Raw genomic sequence first — 16,336 nt, 5'->3', positions numbered from 1 at the left:
TACTCGTTCATCCACTTGGAAATGCTAGAAATAAAATTAATAAAGGAAGATATAAATGCCAAAAATTGTATCTGTCAGTACTTATAAACCTCCCTACACATTACATCAACATGAAATAGAGCAATTTACAAAGGCATTATTTCAAAATAAAATTCCGCAATTAGAGCGGCTATTAAAAGTGTTTGAAAATGGGGAAATAAAAACGCGGCATTTTTGCGTACCGTTAGAATGGCATAAAGAAGATCATACTTTTGAAGAACGCAATCAATTATATATTCAATTGTCAGTGGATTATAGTGTAAAAGCTATTCAAAGTTGTCTACAAAACGAACTATATTTAAAAAGACCAATTTCGACAGAAGAAATTGATGCCATCTTCTTTGTATCTAGCACAGGCATATCAACTCCCAGCATTGATGCTCGAATCATGAATAAATTGAAATTTTCAGATCGGATAAAACGTTTACCTATTTGGGGGCTTGGTTGCGTTGGAGGAGCATCTGGAATTAGTAGAGCCTACGATTATTGTCTTGCCCATCCAAAGGAAAAAGTGCTTGTCATCTGCGTGGAATTATGCAGCCTCACTTTCCAACGAAATGACTTTTCAAAAAGCAATTTAATTGGCGCATCACTTTTTGCTGATGGTGTTGCTTGCGCCTTAATTTGTGGTGATGAAGCGAAAGTAGAAAATCGAAAAACAGTACCATATATCATTCAAACAGCTTCAAAATGGATGCCTAACTCGGAAAATGTGATGGGTTGGGACGTTAGAAACGATGGGTTTCATGTCATCTTTTCAAAAAGTATACCGACGATTATTTCTAATTGGCTAGGGCCATTCATCCATTCATTTTTCAAAGAGGCAGGCATTTCATTAAATGATCTTGAACATTTCATTGCCCATCCTGGCGGGAAAAAAGTGTTATTAGCCTACGAAGAAGCACTGAATTTAAGCGACAAACATACAGCTATTTCTCGAAAAATTCTTCAACAAAACGGCAATATGTCATCGCCGACGGTACTATACGTTTTAGATGAATATATGAAAACCGTCGAGAAAGATGAATCATATGGTTTAATAGTAGCTCTTGGACCTGGATTTAGTGGAGAAGCAGTATTGCTGCAATGGAGGGATTAATATGCTAATTTTTATGATTGTAACAACAATCGTCATTTTACAAAGAATTTTTGAATTGTTTATTGCAAAACGAAACGAGAGACAAATGCTGCAACTTGGGGCTTATGAAGTAGGGGCCTCACATTATCCCTTCATGATATTGTTACATGTAAGTTTCTTCATCAGTTTAATTGTAGAAGTCATTGTATTTGAACGTACAATATCCCCACTTTTTCTACCTTTATTTATTATTTTTCTACTCGTACAATCTTTAAGAATATGGTGCTTATCTTCATTAGGTATGTATTGGAATACGAAAATTATTGTGTTGCCAGGAGCTCAAATTGTTAAAAAGGGACCATATGCTTTTCTTAAACATCCAAATTATTTCGTTGTTTGTTGTGAAATTATTATATTGCCAATTATGTTTCAAGCTTATTTTACTGCCATTGTATTTACCTTGTTAAACTTCATTATGTTATCGATTCGAATACCAATTGAAGAAAAAGCATTAATGGAAGCGACAAATTATGAATATGAATTTAATAAAAAAATTCAGCATCATAGCTGAATTTTTTCCATTTTCATCAACATAATTTTTATTTTCGTAAACATAATAATAAAAAATCCTTGTTTTAACTTTTCGTTATCAATTTCTAATAACAAATAGCAAAATAATATTAGAAATTATAATAGATAAAGCGTATAATTCAAATTGACGGCAAATTCAAAAAAAGTCAACACTTTTGTAAAATATTTGTCACAATTTAAGAAATATTCAAAAAATGATTGGGTTTTCTTTTTCATTATTAATAGTTATAAAAAAGGAAAACGCTTTCAATCTTCATTTTTATTCATACCATCCAATAAAACACTCACTATTAAAAACAGTACTTGATTTACGAAATATTTGTATTATATTTAAACTGTAGTTAACATTGTTAAACATTTCACATAGTTATAATTGAAGAGTTTTTTCTTTATTGTATGTGAAATATCTATGCTGTTTTTAATAATGGGCACAATGATAAGTAAAGGAGAATGGGTAATGGCAGAAGAATTAGTGAATCAAGTTCAAGAGTCGGCTTTGAAAGAAAAACAAGATTTACTGGATCAATTATTAAAACCAGAAGTGCAAGAGTCCTTAACATATTTAGTAGAACAGCTTCCAAAGCTTGCCGAAGTAGTAGGACTTCTTACAAAGGCTTATGATTTTGCACAACAAGTAGCAACAGATGATGTATTAAAGAGCGACACAGTTAACGCAATTAAAGAAGTTTCTGAACCAGTTGTGAGTACTGTAAAAAGCTTAGCACAAACAGCTATTGAAGCAAAAGAACGTGCAGACGAATCTAAAGAAGCAATCGGGTTATTCGGAGTATTAAAATTGTTGAAGGACCCAGAAGTTCAAAAACTATTACGCTTTGCTAATGCATTTTTAGAAGTTTCAGCTGAACGCAAAAATCAATAAGGTTTTGTTTATTTAATAAAGTAAGGACGGAGGAATAATATGTCAAAAGAAATCGTCATCTTAGGTGCAGGCTACGGTGGGTTATTAACTGCCCTAACATTACGTAAATATGCAAGTAAAGATGAAGCTAAAATCACAGTTGTGAATAAATATCCTAATCACCAATTAATTACTGAATTACACCGTCTTGCAGGTGGAACAATTTCTGAACAAGCAATATCCTTCCCATTAAAGAAATTATTTAAAGGTAAAGACATTGAAACGGTTATCCAAGAAGTAAAATCATTCAATGTGAAAAATAAAGAAGTATATTTAGCAAACGGCTCTGTCTTATCTTATGATTATTTAGTTGTAGCACTTGGTAGCCAAACTGGTTTCTTCGGTATTCCTGGTTTAGAAGAAAACTCAATGGTATTAAAATCTGTAGATGATGCAAAAAGAATTTACAACCATATTGAAAGCAAAATTGCTTCCTATGCAAAAACAAAAAATATTGCGGATGCAACAATCGTCATTGGTGGCGGCGGTTTAACAGGTGTGGAACTTGTTGGTGAAATTGTAGACAACGCTCCAAATATTTGTGCAAAATACGCAGTTGACCCTAGCGAGTTGAATATTAAACTAATAGAAGCTGGTCCAAAAATTTTACCGGTATTACCTGATGAATTAATTGAACGCGCAACAAAAAGCTTAGAAGCTCGTGGAGTTGAATTCTTAACTGGCCTTCCTGTAACAGGTGTAGAAGGTAATGTAATTTCACTAAAAGACGGTTCCACAATTACAGCAAACACATTTGTTTGGACAGGTGGAGTTGCAGCTCTACCAATCGTTCAAGAATCTGGTCTTGAATGCGACCGTGGTAAAGCAATCATCGATGAGTATTTACGTTCTAAATCACATCAAGATGTATTTGTTGTTGGAGATGCTTCCGTTGCTCTTCCTGAAGATGGAGGTCGTCCATTATATGCACCAACTGCTCAAAATGCATGGCAAATGGGAGAAGCTGCAGCTTACAACATTTACGCAACAATTAAAGGCCAAAAACTAAAAGAGTTCAGCCCAGTTAATTCTGGTACTCTTGCAAGCCTTGGACGTAAAGACGGTGTAGCAACTGTTGGTAAAAACAATATTCACCTAAAAGGTTTACCAGCTTCACTTATGAAAGAAGCAAGCCATGTACGCTACTTATCACACATTAAAGCATTATACGGTTTAGTATATTAATGACCAAAAAAGAGCTTGGGACAAAACCCTAGCTAATAAAAAATCGTCACTTATGATTTTTCATGAAGTGACGATTTTTTATGGAAAACGTTGTTCTCCGTTCCGGCCGACGCTTTCCGCGGGCACGGCTCAAGCCTCCTCGGTACTCGTACCTCGCACCTGCGGGGTCTTGAGGCTCGTGCTGTTCCCGCAGGAGTCGCGGCCTCCACGTCGAACAACTTAACTTTCTTAAATTTATATAAACAAAAAAAGAGGCTCTTTTGATAAAATTAAGTCACCACAACAAAATCTTAGAAAGGAGCCTCTTTATGTTTAAATATTATAACATGAATCAATTAGTTTTACCTATAGATTTAGAAGTTATATTACAAGAAAATGATATTGCCTACCATATTCATCATTTAGTCGAAAGCATTCCAGACGAAGCTTTCGCTCCGTTTTATAAAGAAACTGGTTGTCCATCCTATCATCCCCGAATGATGTTAAAAATTATCTTGTGTGGTTATACGCAATCTGTCTTTTCAGGTCGTCGTATTGAAGATTTAACAAAAGATAGCATTCGGATGATGTGGCTAGCTCAAGGATATGAACCAAGCTATCGTACCATTAATCGTTTTCGTGTACATCCCCAAATGCAAGAATTAATCCGTCAATGTTTTGTACAATTCCGTTGTCAACTTATTGAAGAAAAATTAATAGATGAAAAAGCCGTTTTTATTGATGGTACTAAGATTGAAGCGAACGCAAATAAATTTACATTTGTATGGAAAAAGTCGATCGAAAAGCATCATGCCAATTTAATTAAAAAATCAAATGAAGTCTATGACCGTTTACTTGAAGAACAAGTCTTACCAGCAATTGAACGTGAAAATGAAGAAGAGCTTTCAGTAGAAGAACTAAAAGAAGTAGCATCATCTCTTGAAAAAGTAGTCGATGACTATTCTACAAAAATTGAAGCTTCTGAAGATCCGGTGGAACGAAAACGACTACGTAGTGAAAGGAAAACACCAAAACAGATATTAAAGCAAGTGAATGATTGGATTGCACGCAAAGAAAAGTATCAAAATGATTTGGAGATTCTACAAAACCGTAACAGCTATTCTAAAACGGATCACGATGCGACATTTATGCGAATGAAAGATGACTATATGAAAAATGGACAATTAAAAGCAGGCTACAATATCCAAATCGCAACAGAAAATCAATTTACACTTGCTTATGATGTATTTCCAAATCCAACAGATACGAAAACATTGACACCTTTCTTGGATACGATTGAAGAACGGTATTTTGATTTACCAGAATATATAGTTGCGGATGCTGGATATGGTAGTGAACCGAATTATGATGACATTATGATAAAACGAGAACGAACACCTTTGATTAAATATGGGATGTATGAAAAAGAGCAGAAGAAAAAATACAAGGATGACCCATTTAAACCAAGCAATTGGATATATGATGAAGTAAATGATACCTATATATGTCCGAATCAAAAAACTCTTTCATTTAAATTTGTTTCGACACGTAAGGATTCTTCTGGATTTGTTCGTCAATTTAAAGTGTACGAGTGTGAAGATTGTACAGGTTGTCCAATCCGTCATTTATGTACGAAAGCAAAAGAAAGTACGAATCGAAGATTGCGTATAAATTTGAAATGGGAACAACAAAAAGCATATGTACAACAAAAGCTTTCAGAGCCTGAAACTGCCGAAATCTATCATCAACGTAAAATTGATGTAGAACCAGTTTTTGGATTTCTGAAGGCTATTTTGGGATTCACACGATTTTCCGTTCGAGGAAAATTCAAAGTAAAAATTGAAATGGGAATTGCCCTAATGGCCACAAATTTAAGAAAATATGCACTACGAGGGGTGTAAAACCCTCATGAATTGGATGAAATTGTAAAAGGGTGAGCTGTTTCAAACAACTCACCCCTTATTTTTGAGGTTGAAAAATACTTATGTCCCAACCTCTTTTTTATTGGCTGGATTCCATATTCTTTGGTTTTCCCGCCTCTACTAATACTTTGTTTCCTACTAAAACAAAACTAAGAACGAACATCGCTACTCCTGTTCCTAATAATAACCACTCAATTTTAATGAAATCGCTAATCGGACCAAAAATTAGCATTCCTAAAGGCATCATGGAAGTAGAAATCATTGTCAGTACACCAAAAATTCTCCCTAAATAGTCTCCTTCAACTTTTTCTTGTAAAAGTACGGTTGAAGGTGTATTAAATAACGGCATCGCTACTCCAGCCAACGCCATAATGGAGCAATAAAACCAGAAGTTTGGCACAATCCCTAATAAAAATGTGCAAACTCCGAATATTATACTTGATAATGCCATCGTATATGTTCGGTTTTTAAATCCTCCCCATACAGCAATGACTGCTCCCCCAGCCATCATACCGATAGAAAATGCAATTTCGATCGCTGAAAGCCGCCATACATCTTCTCCAAATGTACGAGTTACTTGCAACGGTGTTAAGAAGGAAACAGGGGCCGCCATAACAAAGAATATCGCAAAATATATAAATAAAATTTTCAAGAATTCATTGTTTTTAATATAAACAAGTCCCTGTTTAAAGTCAGCAAAATAGCTGATTTGTTGTTGTAATGCTTTTTCATGCGGGGGAATTTGTAAAAAGAATAGCAAAGTTGCCACCGCAATCGCAGCTGTTACGACATCAATAAAAAATAGTGTTTCCAACGTTGTAATAGTAAGCAAAGCCGCACTAACCATTGGTGAAAGCAGCATTACAAGGGCTTGAATACTGCCATTAATTCCGTTCACTTTTGTTAAATGCTCTTCAGGAACGATTTGTGGTAATATTGCCCCTACTGTCGGCGTTTGAATACCAGTTCCAAATGAGCGAATGACGTACATTATAAAGAGCATCCAAAGAGATTCATAACCGCTTAAAAATAAAATAGCTAGAATAAGTGTAGCCAAAGCAATGGCGGAATCTGATAAGATAATTAACATTTTCCGGTTATAACGATCTGCCCATACTCCTGCAAAAGGCGATAATAAAAAAGTAGGAACAAATCCACAGAGAATGGCAATCGTCATCATGATTCCCGACTGAGTCGTTAACGTGATATACCACATGATGGCGTATTGAACGATTGAAGAACCGAAAAGCGATATCGTTTGACTCGTTAGAAATACGCTAATATTTCGTTTCCAATGAATATAATGATTTGTTTTCATAGGCAATTACTTCCTTTATTGTATAATTCATTTTAAAATTGTTTATTGTAAATGGTTAAAACAATTTATTATCATTTAGGGTTTACCCTTTGAAGAAATAACCTATTCAAATAAAGTAATCTAGCCATTAGTAATAGACTGAATGTTGATGTAATGTGGAATTATAAGCATATAAAGTAATAATCAATATTTAAAGGTGTGACGTTCCATTGGTAGAAAATAACATACGGACTCCCATTTACCCTATCATGATTGCCATTGCAATAGGACATTTAATTAATGATACTGTTCAAAATATTGCACCAGCAATGTTCCCTTATCTTGCAAGAGATTTAGGTTTTACTTTTACTCAACTGGGGCTTATTAGTTTTGTATTAAATATGGTTTCTTCAACACTTCAACCGATCATCGGCTTTATTAGTGATAAAAAACCGATTGCATACGCATTACCTATAGGAATGATGAGCGTCTTCATCGGTTTAAGTATGTTTGCATTCGCTAATCAATATTACATCCTTTTAATTGCTGCCATCTTTTTAGGATTTGGTTCAGCCATTTTCCATCCGGAAGGCTCTCGCGTTTCATTTATGTCTGCAGGCAATAAGCGGGGCCTATCACAATCGATTTACCAAGTCGGTGGAAATTCTGGGCAAGCTATCGCTCCTTTAATTGGTGCCTTTATTTTAGATGCATTAGGACAAAGAGGGGCTGCTGTATTGCTTCTTCTCGTTGCTATTGGAATTGTGTTGTTATTTAACATTTCAAAATGGTATGCTCGACAATTAAATGCCGAGAAATTAAACCAAAAGCAAAAAAAAGTGTTAATTTCTTCCTTGCCACCATTAACAAAAAAACAAGTGGGAATCGCTCTCATATTGCTGTTTACGATTATTTTTGCACGCTCTTTTTACACAACGAATATTCAAAATTACTATGTGTTTTATTTAATAGATCATTATGATTTGACTACCCGTATCGGCCAAATTTTAATCTTTATATTTATGGCTTTTGGCGTTGTTGGAACATTTTTTGGAGGATCCCTTTCCGATCGCATCGGTCGGAAAAATGTCATTTTACTTTCAGTAGTTGTACCGATTCCTTTATGTTTATTACTGCCGTACATGCCTCTTTGGCTTGTACCTGTATTTTTAATTATTATCGGAACACTAATAATGATTAGCTTCTCTGTAACTGTCGTTTATGCTCAAGAATTAGTACCTAGCAAAATCGGAACAATGGCAGGACTGACAACGGGGTTTGCCTTTGGAATGGGTGCAGTTGGATCTGTCGCTATCGGTTGGCTACTGGATACAATAGGAATAGAAATGACAATGAAAATCATCTCCGTATTACCAATCATCTTAGTAGTCGCATTTCTATTGCCTAAGGATCAAGTCAAAAAAGAACTGAGTTAATAAGCTAATCGATACTTGCCAAGTGCATCAAGGCATATTGTATCTTTTTCGTAACGCTAATTTAAAAGTAAGGGGGAAGAATACAACTCTTCCCTCTATTTTCTTTTAAATAACTTTTTCTTACGAATGAATCGTACAACAAACCAAATGAATACAACAGCTATTACTGCATAGGCAATGTTTGAATAGACGTCCATCACTTCTACAATTTTCTCCCAATTCTCTCCAACTGTTGCACCAACATGCACCAATACAGTATTCCATATTAACGTACCTAATGTCGTTAATAAAATGAATAGCCAGAATTTCATATTACTCATCCCGGCTGGAATGGAGATTAAACTACGAATGAGAGGTATAAATCGACAGAAGAACACAGTCCAAAAACCATATCTGTCAAACCAAGCATCAGCTTTATAAATATCGTTTCTTGTTAATCTTAAAATGTGACCATATTTATCAACTATTTTTACTAGCCGTTCGACATCCAACAACAAGCCAATACCGTATAAAATGATTGCGCCCGCAACGGAACCAAGAGTTGAAGCAATGATTACTCCTGTGACCGTCAAATCAGTAAAAGTAGTCATAAATCCACCAAAGGTTAAAATAACTTCTGAAGGAATTGGAGGAAATAGGTTTTCTAACATAATTAACAGGAATACACCTATATACCCAAAATCCTCCATAATTCTTTGAATCCAAGTTTCCATCTATTCTTCCCCTTATGTATTTCTTATATTTATTTCTATTTTCACACTAACTATATCATTATGAATTTATTCCTTCTCATAGTCAAACTAATCAAATTATTAGACTGTATATCGTTTCCATAAGTTTCATGATTATGGATCATTTTATATTGTAAAATTAAGTTAAGAAGAAAAATCTCAGAACATCTTATGTAAAGGAGGTTTGTTTATGTATGTTGCCGATCAAAAAACAATGCAACTGCTTGACCATTTTACAATGGAACAGCTAGGGCTACCTGGTGCTGTATTGATGGAAAACGCAGGGAACGCTGTCGTGCAAGCAATTTTAAAGGACTACCCCAAAAATACTAGTGTACTTGTGTTATCTGGGCACGGGAATAATGGTGGTGATGGCTTTGTTATCGCGAGACGATTAATTGATTTTGGATACGATGTATTACTTTGTTTTATTGGAAATGAAGCTAAACTAAAAGGCGATGCTCGAATACATTATCAAGTATACAAAAATCGTCAGTTGCCTTTCTATCACTTTAATGCTGAAGAAAATGATATATTTACATATATTCAACAGGCGGATGTCATTATTGATGCGATGCTAGGAACTGGAGTTTCCGGTGAAGTTCGATTTCCGTTCAATCAAATCATTGAAGCTGTTAATGATTCAAAAAAAGATGTAATAAGTGTGGATATTCCTTCTGGGCTTAACTCCGACACGGGTAAAGCCGCAAGTACAACGATTAAAGCAACGAAAACAATTACTTTTGCCATGCCAAAAATGGGATTTTTTGTTGGTGATGGTCCTACAGTGATTGGCAAATGGGAAGTTGCAGATATTTCCGTTCCTGATTCAGTTGTTGAGACCCTTCAATTAAAACTGCCTAAACTACTAGATGAAGCTACTGCAATATCCTCTCTGCCACAAAGAATAAAACATGGACATAAAGGAGCTTTCGGACACTGCCTTGTAATAGGTGGTTGTAAACATTATGTAGGGGCGCCAGTCTATACAGCAAAGGCTGCTTTTCACTCAGGAATTGGTCTTGTAACCCTTGCTATTCCAGAAAAAATTTATCCACTTGTTGCTGGAACATGTCATGAAAGTCTCTTTATCCCACTATCCGATTCAAATGGATTTATTAACTGGAAAGCTATTGAAACAATCGACTTTTCTAAATATACAACAATCGCCTTTGGGCCTGGATTGGGAAGAGAGTTAGACGGCGATGCAATAATTCGAACATTGCTAGATCAGCTAACAACACAAACACTCATTATAGACGCAGATGGATTGTATTTTCTTAAAAACCATTTAGAACAGTTGCAACATTATAAAGGGGATATTATTTTAACTCCACATCCAGGAGAAATGGCTACCTTGACGGGAAAATCAGTTGCTGAAATTGAAGCGAATCGCTTAGAAACAGCAAAAAATTTTGCTGCAACATACGGAGCTTATTTATTGTTAAAAGGACATCGACCAATCATTGCAACACCTACTAGCGAACTTTGGATAAATCCTTATGGAAATGATGCTTTAGGTAAAGGTGGCAGTGGAGACGTATTAACTGGTTTAATTGCTTCCCTAGTTTCCCAGCATCAGAATCCCCTAAAAGCCATGTTATGTGCAAGTTTTTATCATGCTATTGCCGCGGAAGAATTAGGGAGAAATTCGTCCAATTATGGAGTAACTCCAATGGATATCATCCATTATATCCCTATACTATTCGGCCGTAAATAAACAAATAGGATTGAAAGTCCTTGTGATGAAATCTGCTACAAGGACTTTCTTTGACATTCTCTTTATAAAAAAACAAAAGGCCCTATTCATGGAGGCCAAAACTATTTTTTTAAGTATAATGCTTCTCTCACTTTATTAAACTGTTTTAAATCATAATGAATATATTCAAACAAATAGGACGAAATAGTATATTTGGATGAATGAATGCGATAACTTTTCGACCATTTTTCATCTTCTAAATTATTTACAGCAATAATAAGGCTTCTTCTAACAGAGGTAAATTTTTCTATAATCTCTTCCTTTTTTCTTTTTCTACTCTCAATTAATGATTGTTGTTTGATTGCTTGTTTGTCTAGTTCTTTTGGAAAAACTCCATCTTTTTTAAAGTAGGGAATTCGTTTTTGAAGGACAAATTCATCTAACGCAATGAAATGAGTGACAACGCCTGCAATTGTCCATTCGTCATTTGTTAATGATAAGTACCATTCATTTTCCGTCAGTTTTGATAAATTTTTTACAAAATCCACTGAATTCTCGAAATGAATTAATATTTTTTCTTTATTTTTATCCAAGAATGTCAGCTCCTATAGGTTTACTTATTGTAGTAATCCTTCGATACAAAAAAGAAAACTCCTTCTCTTTTCAATTTAAATTTTTTTATTTTCGAAAAAAATGCCCCAAAAGTAGAAAACTTTTGAGGCTTCTTATTACTAATGAATGCTTTCTTTTAATCGCTTAACATTTTTTAATATCACTTTACTTTTAGGAATACTTGGTATCGTATCCATCGTGATATACATGTCCTGTTCTGGAATCTCATAATCCATTTTATTTAACAAATACTCTAAACTTAATTTCATCGCTTCAATGGTTAGTTGTTCACCTGGACAACGATGGGTTGTTTCATATCTTCCGCCGCCTTGCGGAATGAAACTGAATTGGTCATCCTGCCATTGGGCAAAACGTTCAGGTTGAAATTCATCGGGATTTACCCAAATATTCGGATCATGATTAGTACCGTAAATATCCAATAAAACGAGCGTCCCTTCATGAAATGCATATCCGTTCCAAGTAAAACTACTTTTAGCCTTTGCTGCAGCAACAGGAACAAGAGGATAAAAACGTCTTACTTCTTGAATAAATAAGTGGATATAATCAGGCGTATTTTTTAATTTTACTCTTTCGTGAGGAAATTGGGATAATGCCATTACAATGAAATTAATATAGATGGAAATCGCAACAATAGGTCTTAAAATATTAATAATCTCAACTGCCACTGTTTCTACATCTAACAAACTGCCATTTAAATCTTTATAAAATACAAATTGATGTAATATCGATTCACTTTGTACTTGTACTTCGTTGGATCGTATTTTTTCTATCAATTTCTCCATCTTTTTTTCCAATTGATTTCTTTTATTTCTACCTATCCAATGTTGCAAGCCAAATGCGATAGGCGTTTCAAACATCGCTCCTATTTCCTTCATCAATATATCCATATCTTTTTCATGGGGAGGATACCCAATCCATTTAAATGACGCTTTACAAAACAGCGTTTTCATTTCTTCATAAAAAATAATTTCTGTTTCTTTACTCCATTGATCTAATGCTTTTTCCCATTCAAGTTTTGCAATATCTAAAAACTCATTTATTTTTTCTTTTGTCATGACATTCATAAACATTTTTTTGCGATGTCGATGAGCTACTCCATCAAGGGTTTGAACGCTATTTTTCCCGAATAAGGTTTCAATGATGCGGTTTGGAACAGCATCTTGACGTTGAAATTTTGTTTGATCATAAAACAATTGTGCCGCTTCTTTCCCACCCATGCATATCGCCTTTTTCCCCAATATTCTTGTTTCAAAAATATTGGTTTGCAAGCTTTTTCTGCGATTTAAAATGTATTCATACCCTTCTTTTAAAAGTGCTAGGCTATGATCAATACCTTCATCTCTTGGAATTTCATTGATATTTTCCATTGTTGCACCTCACAAACAATATTTGGCTATATTTATTTTGTTACAGGTTTTATATTTCATACAGAGATACAACAATTGCTAAACTAGACTGACAAGTAAAGTTTCCCTTATCCAACATTATATCGATATAAATCATTCATTCGATTTTCGTTCATTATTAAATGAAATAAAGGTCCTTCATATTCCAACTGCAAATTCGTTAAACACTGTAAATCATAAGGGGAAATCAGAGAAATCGGTTTATGAAATTCATAATTCGCCCCTTCTTTTAAAACGTGAGCAACAAATTGAGAGCAAAAATAAGCATTTTTTCGATGTGATGGTTTATTAAAAGTGTATGTAATAAGCCCTGTTAAATTGTATTTATATTTTTGTTGTTCTGCTTCAATAGATTTTATGATTTCTTTCATACGAGCAATTTGTTCTTTTGTAGCCCAAATGCTATATACAGCTCCTCTACTTTTTAAAAAAAGCGTACTACGTAAATCTTCCTTTACAAAACCGCCGATAAATGGATTATTTGGATATTTTCTTCCAAAACTGTACACTTCCTGAAAATTTGAGTCAAATGCAATGGATGCATGATTATAAGTTTTTTTCGTATAAAGCTTAATCATTCTCGTAAAAAGCGTTCCAGTATCGGTAAATAATAAATATACTTTTTCCATCTCGACTTTCTCCTTTGTAAATATACCTCCATTCTAACGACATTACATACACCATTAAACCGCCCGAAGAAATATATTCTTTTCAGTCTTAGGTCGTATTTAATCAATATGTAATGAATTGCAATGGAAATAATATTGTTTATTTGAGATGGATAAATCATAAACAGCGCAATAGTTGGAGAATGGACCTACAAATAGGGGATTGTTATGGAAGGGAATGAGCATATTGTGTTCATCTCTTATTTGTCTTTTTCCTATTTGATAAAAAAAAAATTGACCCGGAAACTAAGTTCCGGGCCTCGATTTCACAAATCACGACATGAATTCAGAAACTCTTCGGTGTTACTCCATATTCAATTTACTTTTGAACAATGGACTTTCCTTCACCTTGACGAGTTTTCGGCGGAGTGTCAGAATCAAATTGGTCTTTGATCTTTTCCATCGGGAAATCCCTCCTGTTTATCATGTCGGATTGTCTTGTGAAATCATTATTTATTATGACTGCTTTACAAATATTTATACACAAATCGCTACTTTTTTGAAAAAATATCTGAAAAAAACCCGGAAACTAAGTTCCGGGCACTTTCACTAGGGCGCCATGATGCTCTTTAATACTGCCTTGCCTTCGCATCCGTTCTCAAAATTTGGTTATGAAGTGATATTTCCGTTTGACCGTTAATTTGAGATTTTTGATATTTCGGCTTTAAGTTTTGATTTCGAAGAGCTTTCGGAAAAACTTCCTTCTTACTCATCGGCAATCACCTCTTTCATCATGGTCGATTTCCTTAGTGAAATCATTGTTAGTATGAAAAATTCAGCAAACAACTATGCTTTCCTAATATTTTCATTTATTTTGCAACACACTTAGAATGGACATAAAATTTCTTCGACACCATTTGAACATTTTTTTCGTCGCTCCATATTTTATTAAAGAAAGGAGCGATGTGGTTGATCTCAATTGAACCCATTGAATTACAAGGACATATGTACACTGCCGTCACTGTTCACTTGCCGAAAACAACTTTATTAACAATCTCGAATGAAATTGGGTACATTATGTGTGGTGCGCTAGATGTTGAACTATTGAACACTCGGTTAGCTGACAGAAAAATTATTGCAGGTCGTGCAGTTGGGGTAAAAACCATTGATGAATTATTAAAAGCTCCGCTCGAATCTGTTACAACTGAAGCCGAAAAAATGGGAATTGTTAAAGGAATGACCGGAGAAGAAGCATTATTAAAAATGATCTAAAATTTTACAAATTGAAAGGAGGTTCTACTTGTTGATCCTCCTTTTATCCGATAAATCGATTAAATTGGTGTTTTTGTTCAACTAATGAAATAACATCTTCGCAAATAACTTCAGCTGATCTTGGGCAATATATTTCTTTCATATTATCAATTAACCGGTTTCGATGGTTTTCATCTCCAATTAGCTGAAGTACAGACATAACTAAATCATCAGGTTGATTCACAATAATTGCCGCATCCTTAGACTGAAAGTAATTTGCATTTTCCAACTCTTGGCCAGGCACTACTTGATACAGCAACAGCGGTACTTGAACAGCTAATGCTTCACTTAACGTAATTCCTCCTGGCTTTGTAATCATTACGGTAGCCATTTTCATCATTTCATCCATTTTGTTCGTGTACCCAAATATTCTAACATTTTGATTTTCGGAAAATTTTTCTAATAGATTATTTTTCAACTCCTCATTCTTCCCGCATATGACGAGTATTTGATTATTGTCATGCTGCAATAATTTCTCCATAATTCCTTCAATATCTTTTATTACTCCATAAGCTCCCGTTGCAATTAAAATTACAGGCTTTTTTGAATCTAAACCATAAGATTCAAGAAGATCGTTTCGGTCCACTGAGCGTTCAAACTTTTCTTCAATTGGAATTCCTGTGACCTTAATTTTATAATCAGGTGTTCCAGCGTTTATTAAATTTTGTTTTAAATCTTCAGTTGCCACATAATATCGGTCTATATAATCATGAATCCAATTTTTATGAGCTTGAAAATCTGTAATCACATTTACAATGGGTAATTGAATACCTGTTTTTCTTTTTAATTCTGGTACAACTCGCATTGGAAATGTATTCACTATAATATCTGGCTTTACTGTCTCAACCATTCGCATCAGTTTTTTCATTCCATAAGTATTCATAAATTCAATATCGAAATACCTTTTATTTCTTCTACCGCCATAATATAGTAATCCATAGATTTTCCGACCATAATTAAAACTCTTTATATATAAATATTTTGAAGCCTTTGTTAATAATGGGTGAGAATCGTAGTAAAGATCAGATTCTATTACATCTGTAATGCCATAGTTAAAGAATGTATTTTTTAAAGTATTTGATACTTTTAAATGACCATTTCCATAGCTCCCCGTTAATAGCAGAATCTTTAAATCCCTCTCCACAATATCACCCTCACACATAAAATCCATCGTTTTCATTTTATTTAAACAATATTGAATAGGTAATCATTCCAAAAAATAATACTTATTTTTATAACTTATGCCTAACAATACGTAGTTAATGTGCAAAATTTTCTATTACACATAATTGATTTTCAAGCAAAAGAAAACTTTATTAAAATTTTATTCTGTTTAACTAGAGTCACCTTATTTTTCATTCTTTTGGAATGAAATTCAAACTTATGAATATACATGAATATAAGATTTTTTATGAACTTGGAAAACTAATATTAGAATCCATATATTTAAAAATTTCTACTTCAAATTTGCTGAAAGATTTGAAGTCAACATAACGGTTTAG

General features: G+C 34.1%; 15 protein-coding genes. 8 read left to right on the top strand and 7 right to left on the bottom strand.

From position 1 onward, the window contains the following. Positions 1–55: 55 nt before the first annotated feature. From NST00_RS04270 to NST00_RS04250, 5 genes are all read left to right on the top strand, one after another. Complete coding sequence (locus NST00_RS04270) at positions 56–1,138, top strand: type III polyketide synthase (protein ID WP_016838376.1); 1,083 nt, start codon at positions 56–58, stop codon at positions 1,136–1,138. Position 1,139: 1 nt separating this feature from the next. Beyond that, positions 1,140–1,688: an isoprenylcysteine carboxyl methyltransferase family protein gene (locus NST00_RS04265; RefSeq protein ID WP_339287706.1), complete on the top strand. Its 549-nt coding sequence runs from the start codon at positions 1,140–1,142 to the stop codon at positions 1,686–1,688. A 477-nt stretch (positions 1,689–2,165) separates the two neighbouring features. Then, complete coding sequence (locus NST00_RS04260; protein ID WP_016838378.1) at positions 2,166–2,588, top strand: DUF1641 domain-containing protein; 423 nt, start codon at positions 2,166–2,168, stop codon at positions 2,586–2,588. A gap of 39 nt (positions 2,589–2,627) precedes the next feature. Next, positions 2,628–3,812, top strand: coding sequence for an NAD(P)/FAD-dependent oxidoreductase (locus NST00_RS04255; RefSeq protein WP_016838379.1), 1,185 nt, complete (start codon positions 2,628–2,630; stop codon positions 3,810–3,812). A gap of 308 nt (positions 3,813–4,120) precedes the next feature. Beyond that, positions 4,121–5,692: an IS1182 family transposase gene (locus NST00_RS04250; RefSeq protein WP_016839668.1), complete on the top strand. Its 1,572-nt coding sequence runs from the start codon at positions 4,121–4,123 to the stop codon at positions 5,690–5,692. A 100-nt stretch (positions 5,693–5,792) separates the two neighbouring features. On the opposite strand, the gene NST00_RS04245 is transcribed toward NST00_RS04250, so the two are convergent. Continuing rightward, positions 5,793–7,031 carry an MFS transporter gene (locus NST00_RS04245; RefSeq protein WP_016839070.1) on the bottom strand — a complete coding sequence of 413 codons (1,239 nt, stop codon included), beginning with the start codon at positions 7,029–7,031 and terminating at the stop codon, positions 5,793–5,795. A 248-nt stretch (positions 7,032–7,279) separates the two neighbouring features. Between NST00_RS04245 and NST00_RS04240 the strand changes: the two genes are divergently transcribed. After that, entirely contained in the window at positions 7,280–8,446 is a 1,167-nt protein-coding gene (locus NST00_RS04240; protein WP_050988855.1) for an MFS transporter, read from the top strand. A 95-nt stretch (positions 8,447–8,541) separates the two neighbouring features. On the opposite strand, the gene NST00_RS04235 is transcribed toward NST00_RS04240, so the two are convergent. Further along, the gene (locus tag NST00_RS04235; protein WP_016839068.1) at positions 8,542–9,159 is read right to left on the bottom strand and encodes a DedA family protein; all 618 of its coding nucleotides are present in this window, start codon (positions 9,157–9,159) and stop codon (positions 8,542–8,544) included. Positions 9,160–9,367: 208 nt separating this feature from the next. Here NST00_RS04235 and NST00_RS04230 point away from each other — a divergent pair, with 208 nt between their 5' ends. Continuing rightward, positions 9,368–10,897, top strand: coding sequence for an NAD(P)H-hydrate dehydratase (locus NST00_RS04230; RefSeq protein ID WP_096550159.1), 1,530 nt, complete (start codon positions 9,368–9,370; stop codon positions 10,895–10,897). Between the two features lie 101 nt (positions 10,898–10,998). Here NST00_RS04230 and NST00_RS04225 read toward each other — a convergent pair whose 3' ends face one another. The 4 genes from NST00_RS04225 to NST00_RS04210 form a co-directional block, all read right to left on the bottom strand. After that, the gene (locus NST00_RS04225; RefSeq protein ID WP_016839066.1) at positions 10,999–11,469 is read right to left on the bottom strand and encodes a DinB family protein; all 471 of its coding nucleotides are present in this window, start codon (positions 11,467–11,469) and stop codon (positions 10,999–11,001) included. A 138-nt stretch (positions 11,470–11,607) separates the two neighbouring features. After that, a complete protein-coding gene (locus NST00_RS04220) occupies positions 11,608–12,876 on the bottom strand; it encodes a cytochrome P450 (protein WP_016839065.1) in 1,269 nt (422 codons plus the stop codon). Positions 12,877–12,983: 107 nt separating this feature from the next. Next, positions 12,984–13,544, bottom strand: coding sequence for a hypothetical protein (locus NST00_RS04215; RefSeq protein WP_168412094.1), 561 nt, complete (start codon positions 13,542–13,544; stop codon positions 12,984–12,986). A gap of 608 nt (positions 13,545–14,152) precedes the next feature. Continuing rightward, positions 14,153–14,296 carry a YpzG family protein gene (locus NST00_RS04210; protein WP_016839063.1) on the bottom strand — a complete coding sequence of 48 codons (144 nt, stop codon included), beginning with the start codon at positions 14,294–14,296 and terminating at the stop codon, positions 14,153–14,155. A gap of 196 nt (positions 14,297–14,492) precedes the next feature. Here NST00_RS04210 and NST00_RS04205 point away from each other — a divergent pair, with 196 nt between their 5' ends. Further along, entirely contained in the window at positions 14,493–14,795 is a 303-nt protein-coding gene (locus NST00_RS04205) for a YunC family protein (protein ID WP_016839062.1), read from the top strand. 43 nt (positions 14,796–14,838) lie between these two features. Here NST00_RS04205 and NST00_RS04200 read toward each other — a convergent pair whose 3' ends face one another. After that, entirely contained in the window at positions 14,839–15,978 is a 1,140-nt protein-coding gene (locus NST00_RS04200; protein ID WP_168412093.1) for an MGDG synthase family glycosyltransferase, read from the bottom strand. Between the last annotated feature and the right edge of the window lie 358 nt (positions 15,979–16,336).

Origin of the sequence: Ureibacillus sp. FSL K6-0165, assembly GCF_038004285.1 — a bacterium.
GTDB lineage: Bacteria > Bacillota > Bacilli > Bacillales_A > Planococcaceae > Ureibacillus > Ureibacillus thermosphaericus.
Note: the sequence above shows the minus strand (reverse complement) of the source record. Positions and strands in the feature narration are given on the sequence as shown.

Coding starts and splice junctions, on each gene's coding strand:
- NST00_RS04270 (WP_016838376.1), top strand. CDS start 56: ATGCCAAAAATTGTATCTGTCAGTACTTATAAACCTCCCTACACATTA.
- NST00_RS04265 (WP_339287706.1), top strand. CDS start 1,140: ATGCTAATTTTTATGATTGTAACAACAATCGTCATTTTACAAAGAATT.
- NST00_RS04260 (WP_016838378.1), top strand. CDS start 2,166: ATGGCAGAAGAATTAGTGAATCAAGTTCAAGAGTCGGCTTTGAAAGAA.
- NST00_RS04255 (WP_016838379.1), top strand. CDS start 2,628: ATGTCAAAAGAAATCGTCATCTTAGGTGCAGGCTACGGTGGGTTATTA.
- NST00_RS04250 (WP_016839668.1), top strand. CDS start 4,121: ATGTTTAAATATTATAACATGAATCAATTAGTTTTACCTATAGATTTA.
- NST00_RS04245 (WP_016839070.1), bottom strand. CDS start 7,031: ATGAAAACAAATCATTATATTCATTGGAAACGAAATATTAGCGTATTT.
- NST00_RS04240 (WP_050988855.1), top strand. CDS start 7,280: ATGATTGCCATTGCAATAGGACATTTAATTAATGATACTGTTCAAAAT.
- NST00_RS04235 (WP_016839068.1), bottom strand. CDS start 9,159: ATGGAAACTTGGATTCAAAGAATTATGGAGGATTTTGGGTATATAGGT.
- NST00_RS04230 (WP_096550159.1), top strand. CDS start 9,368: ATGTATGTTGCCGATCAAAAAACAATGCAACTGCTTGACCATTTTACA.
- NST00_RS04220 (WP_016839065.1), bottom strand. CDS start 12,876: ATGGAAAATATCAATGAAATTCCAAGAGATGAAGGTATTGATCATAGC.
- NST00_RS04215 (WP_168412094.1), bottom strand. CDS start 13,544: ATGGAAAAAGTATATTTATTATTTACCGATACTGGAACGCTTTTTACG.
- NST00_RS04210 (WP_016839063.1), bottom strand. CDS start 14,296: ATGAGTAAGAAGGAAGTTTTTCCGAAAGCTCTTCGAAATCAAAACTTA.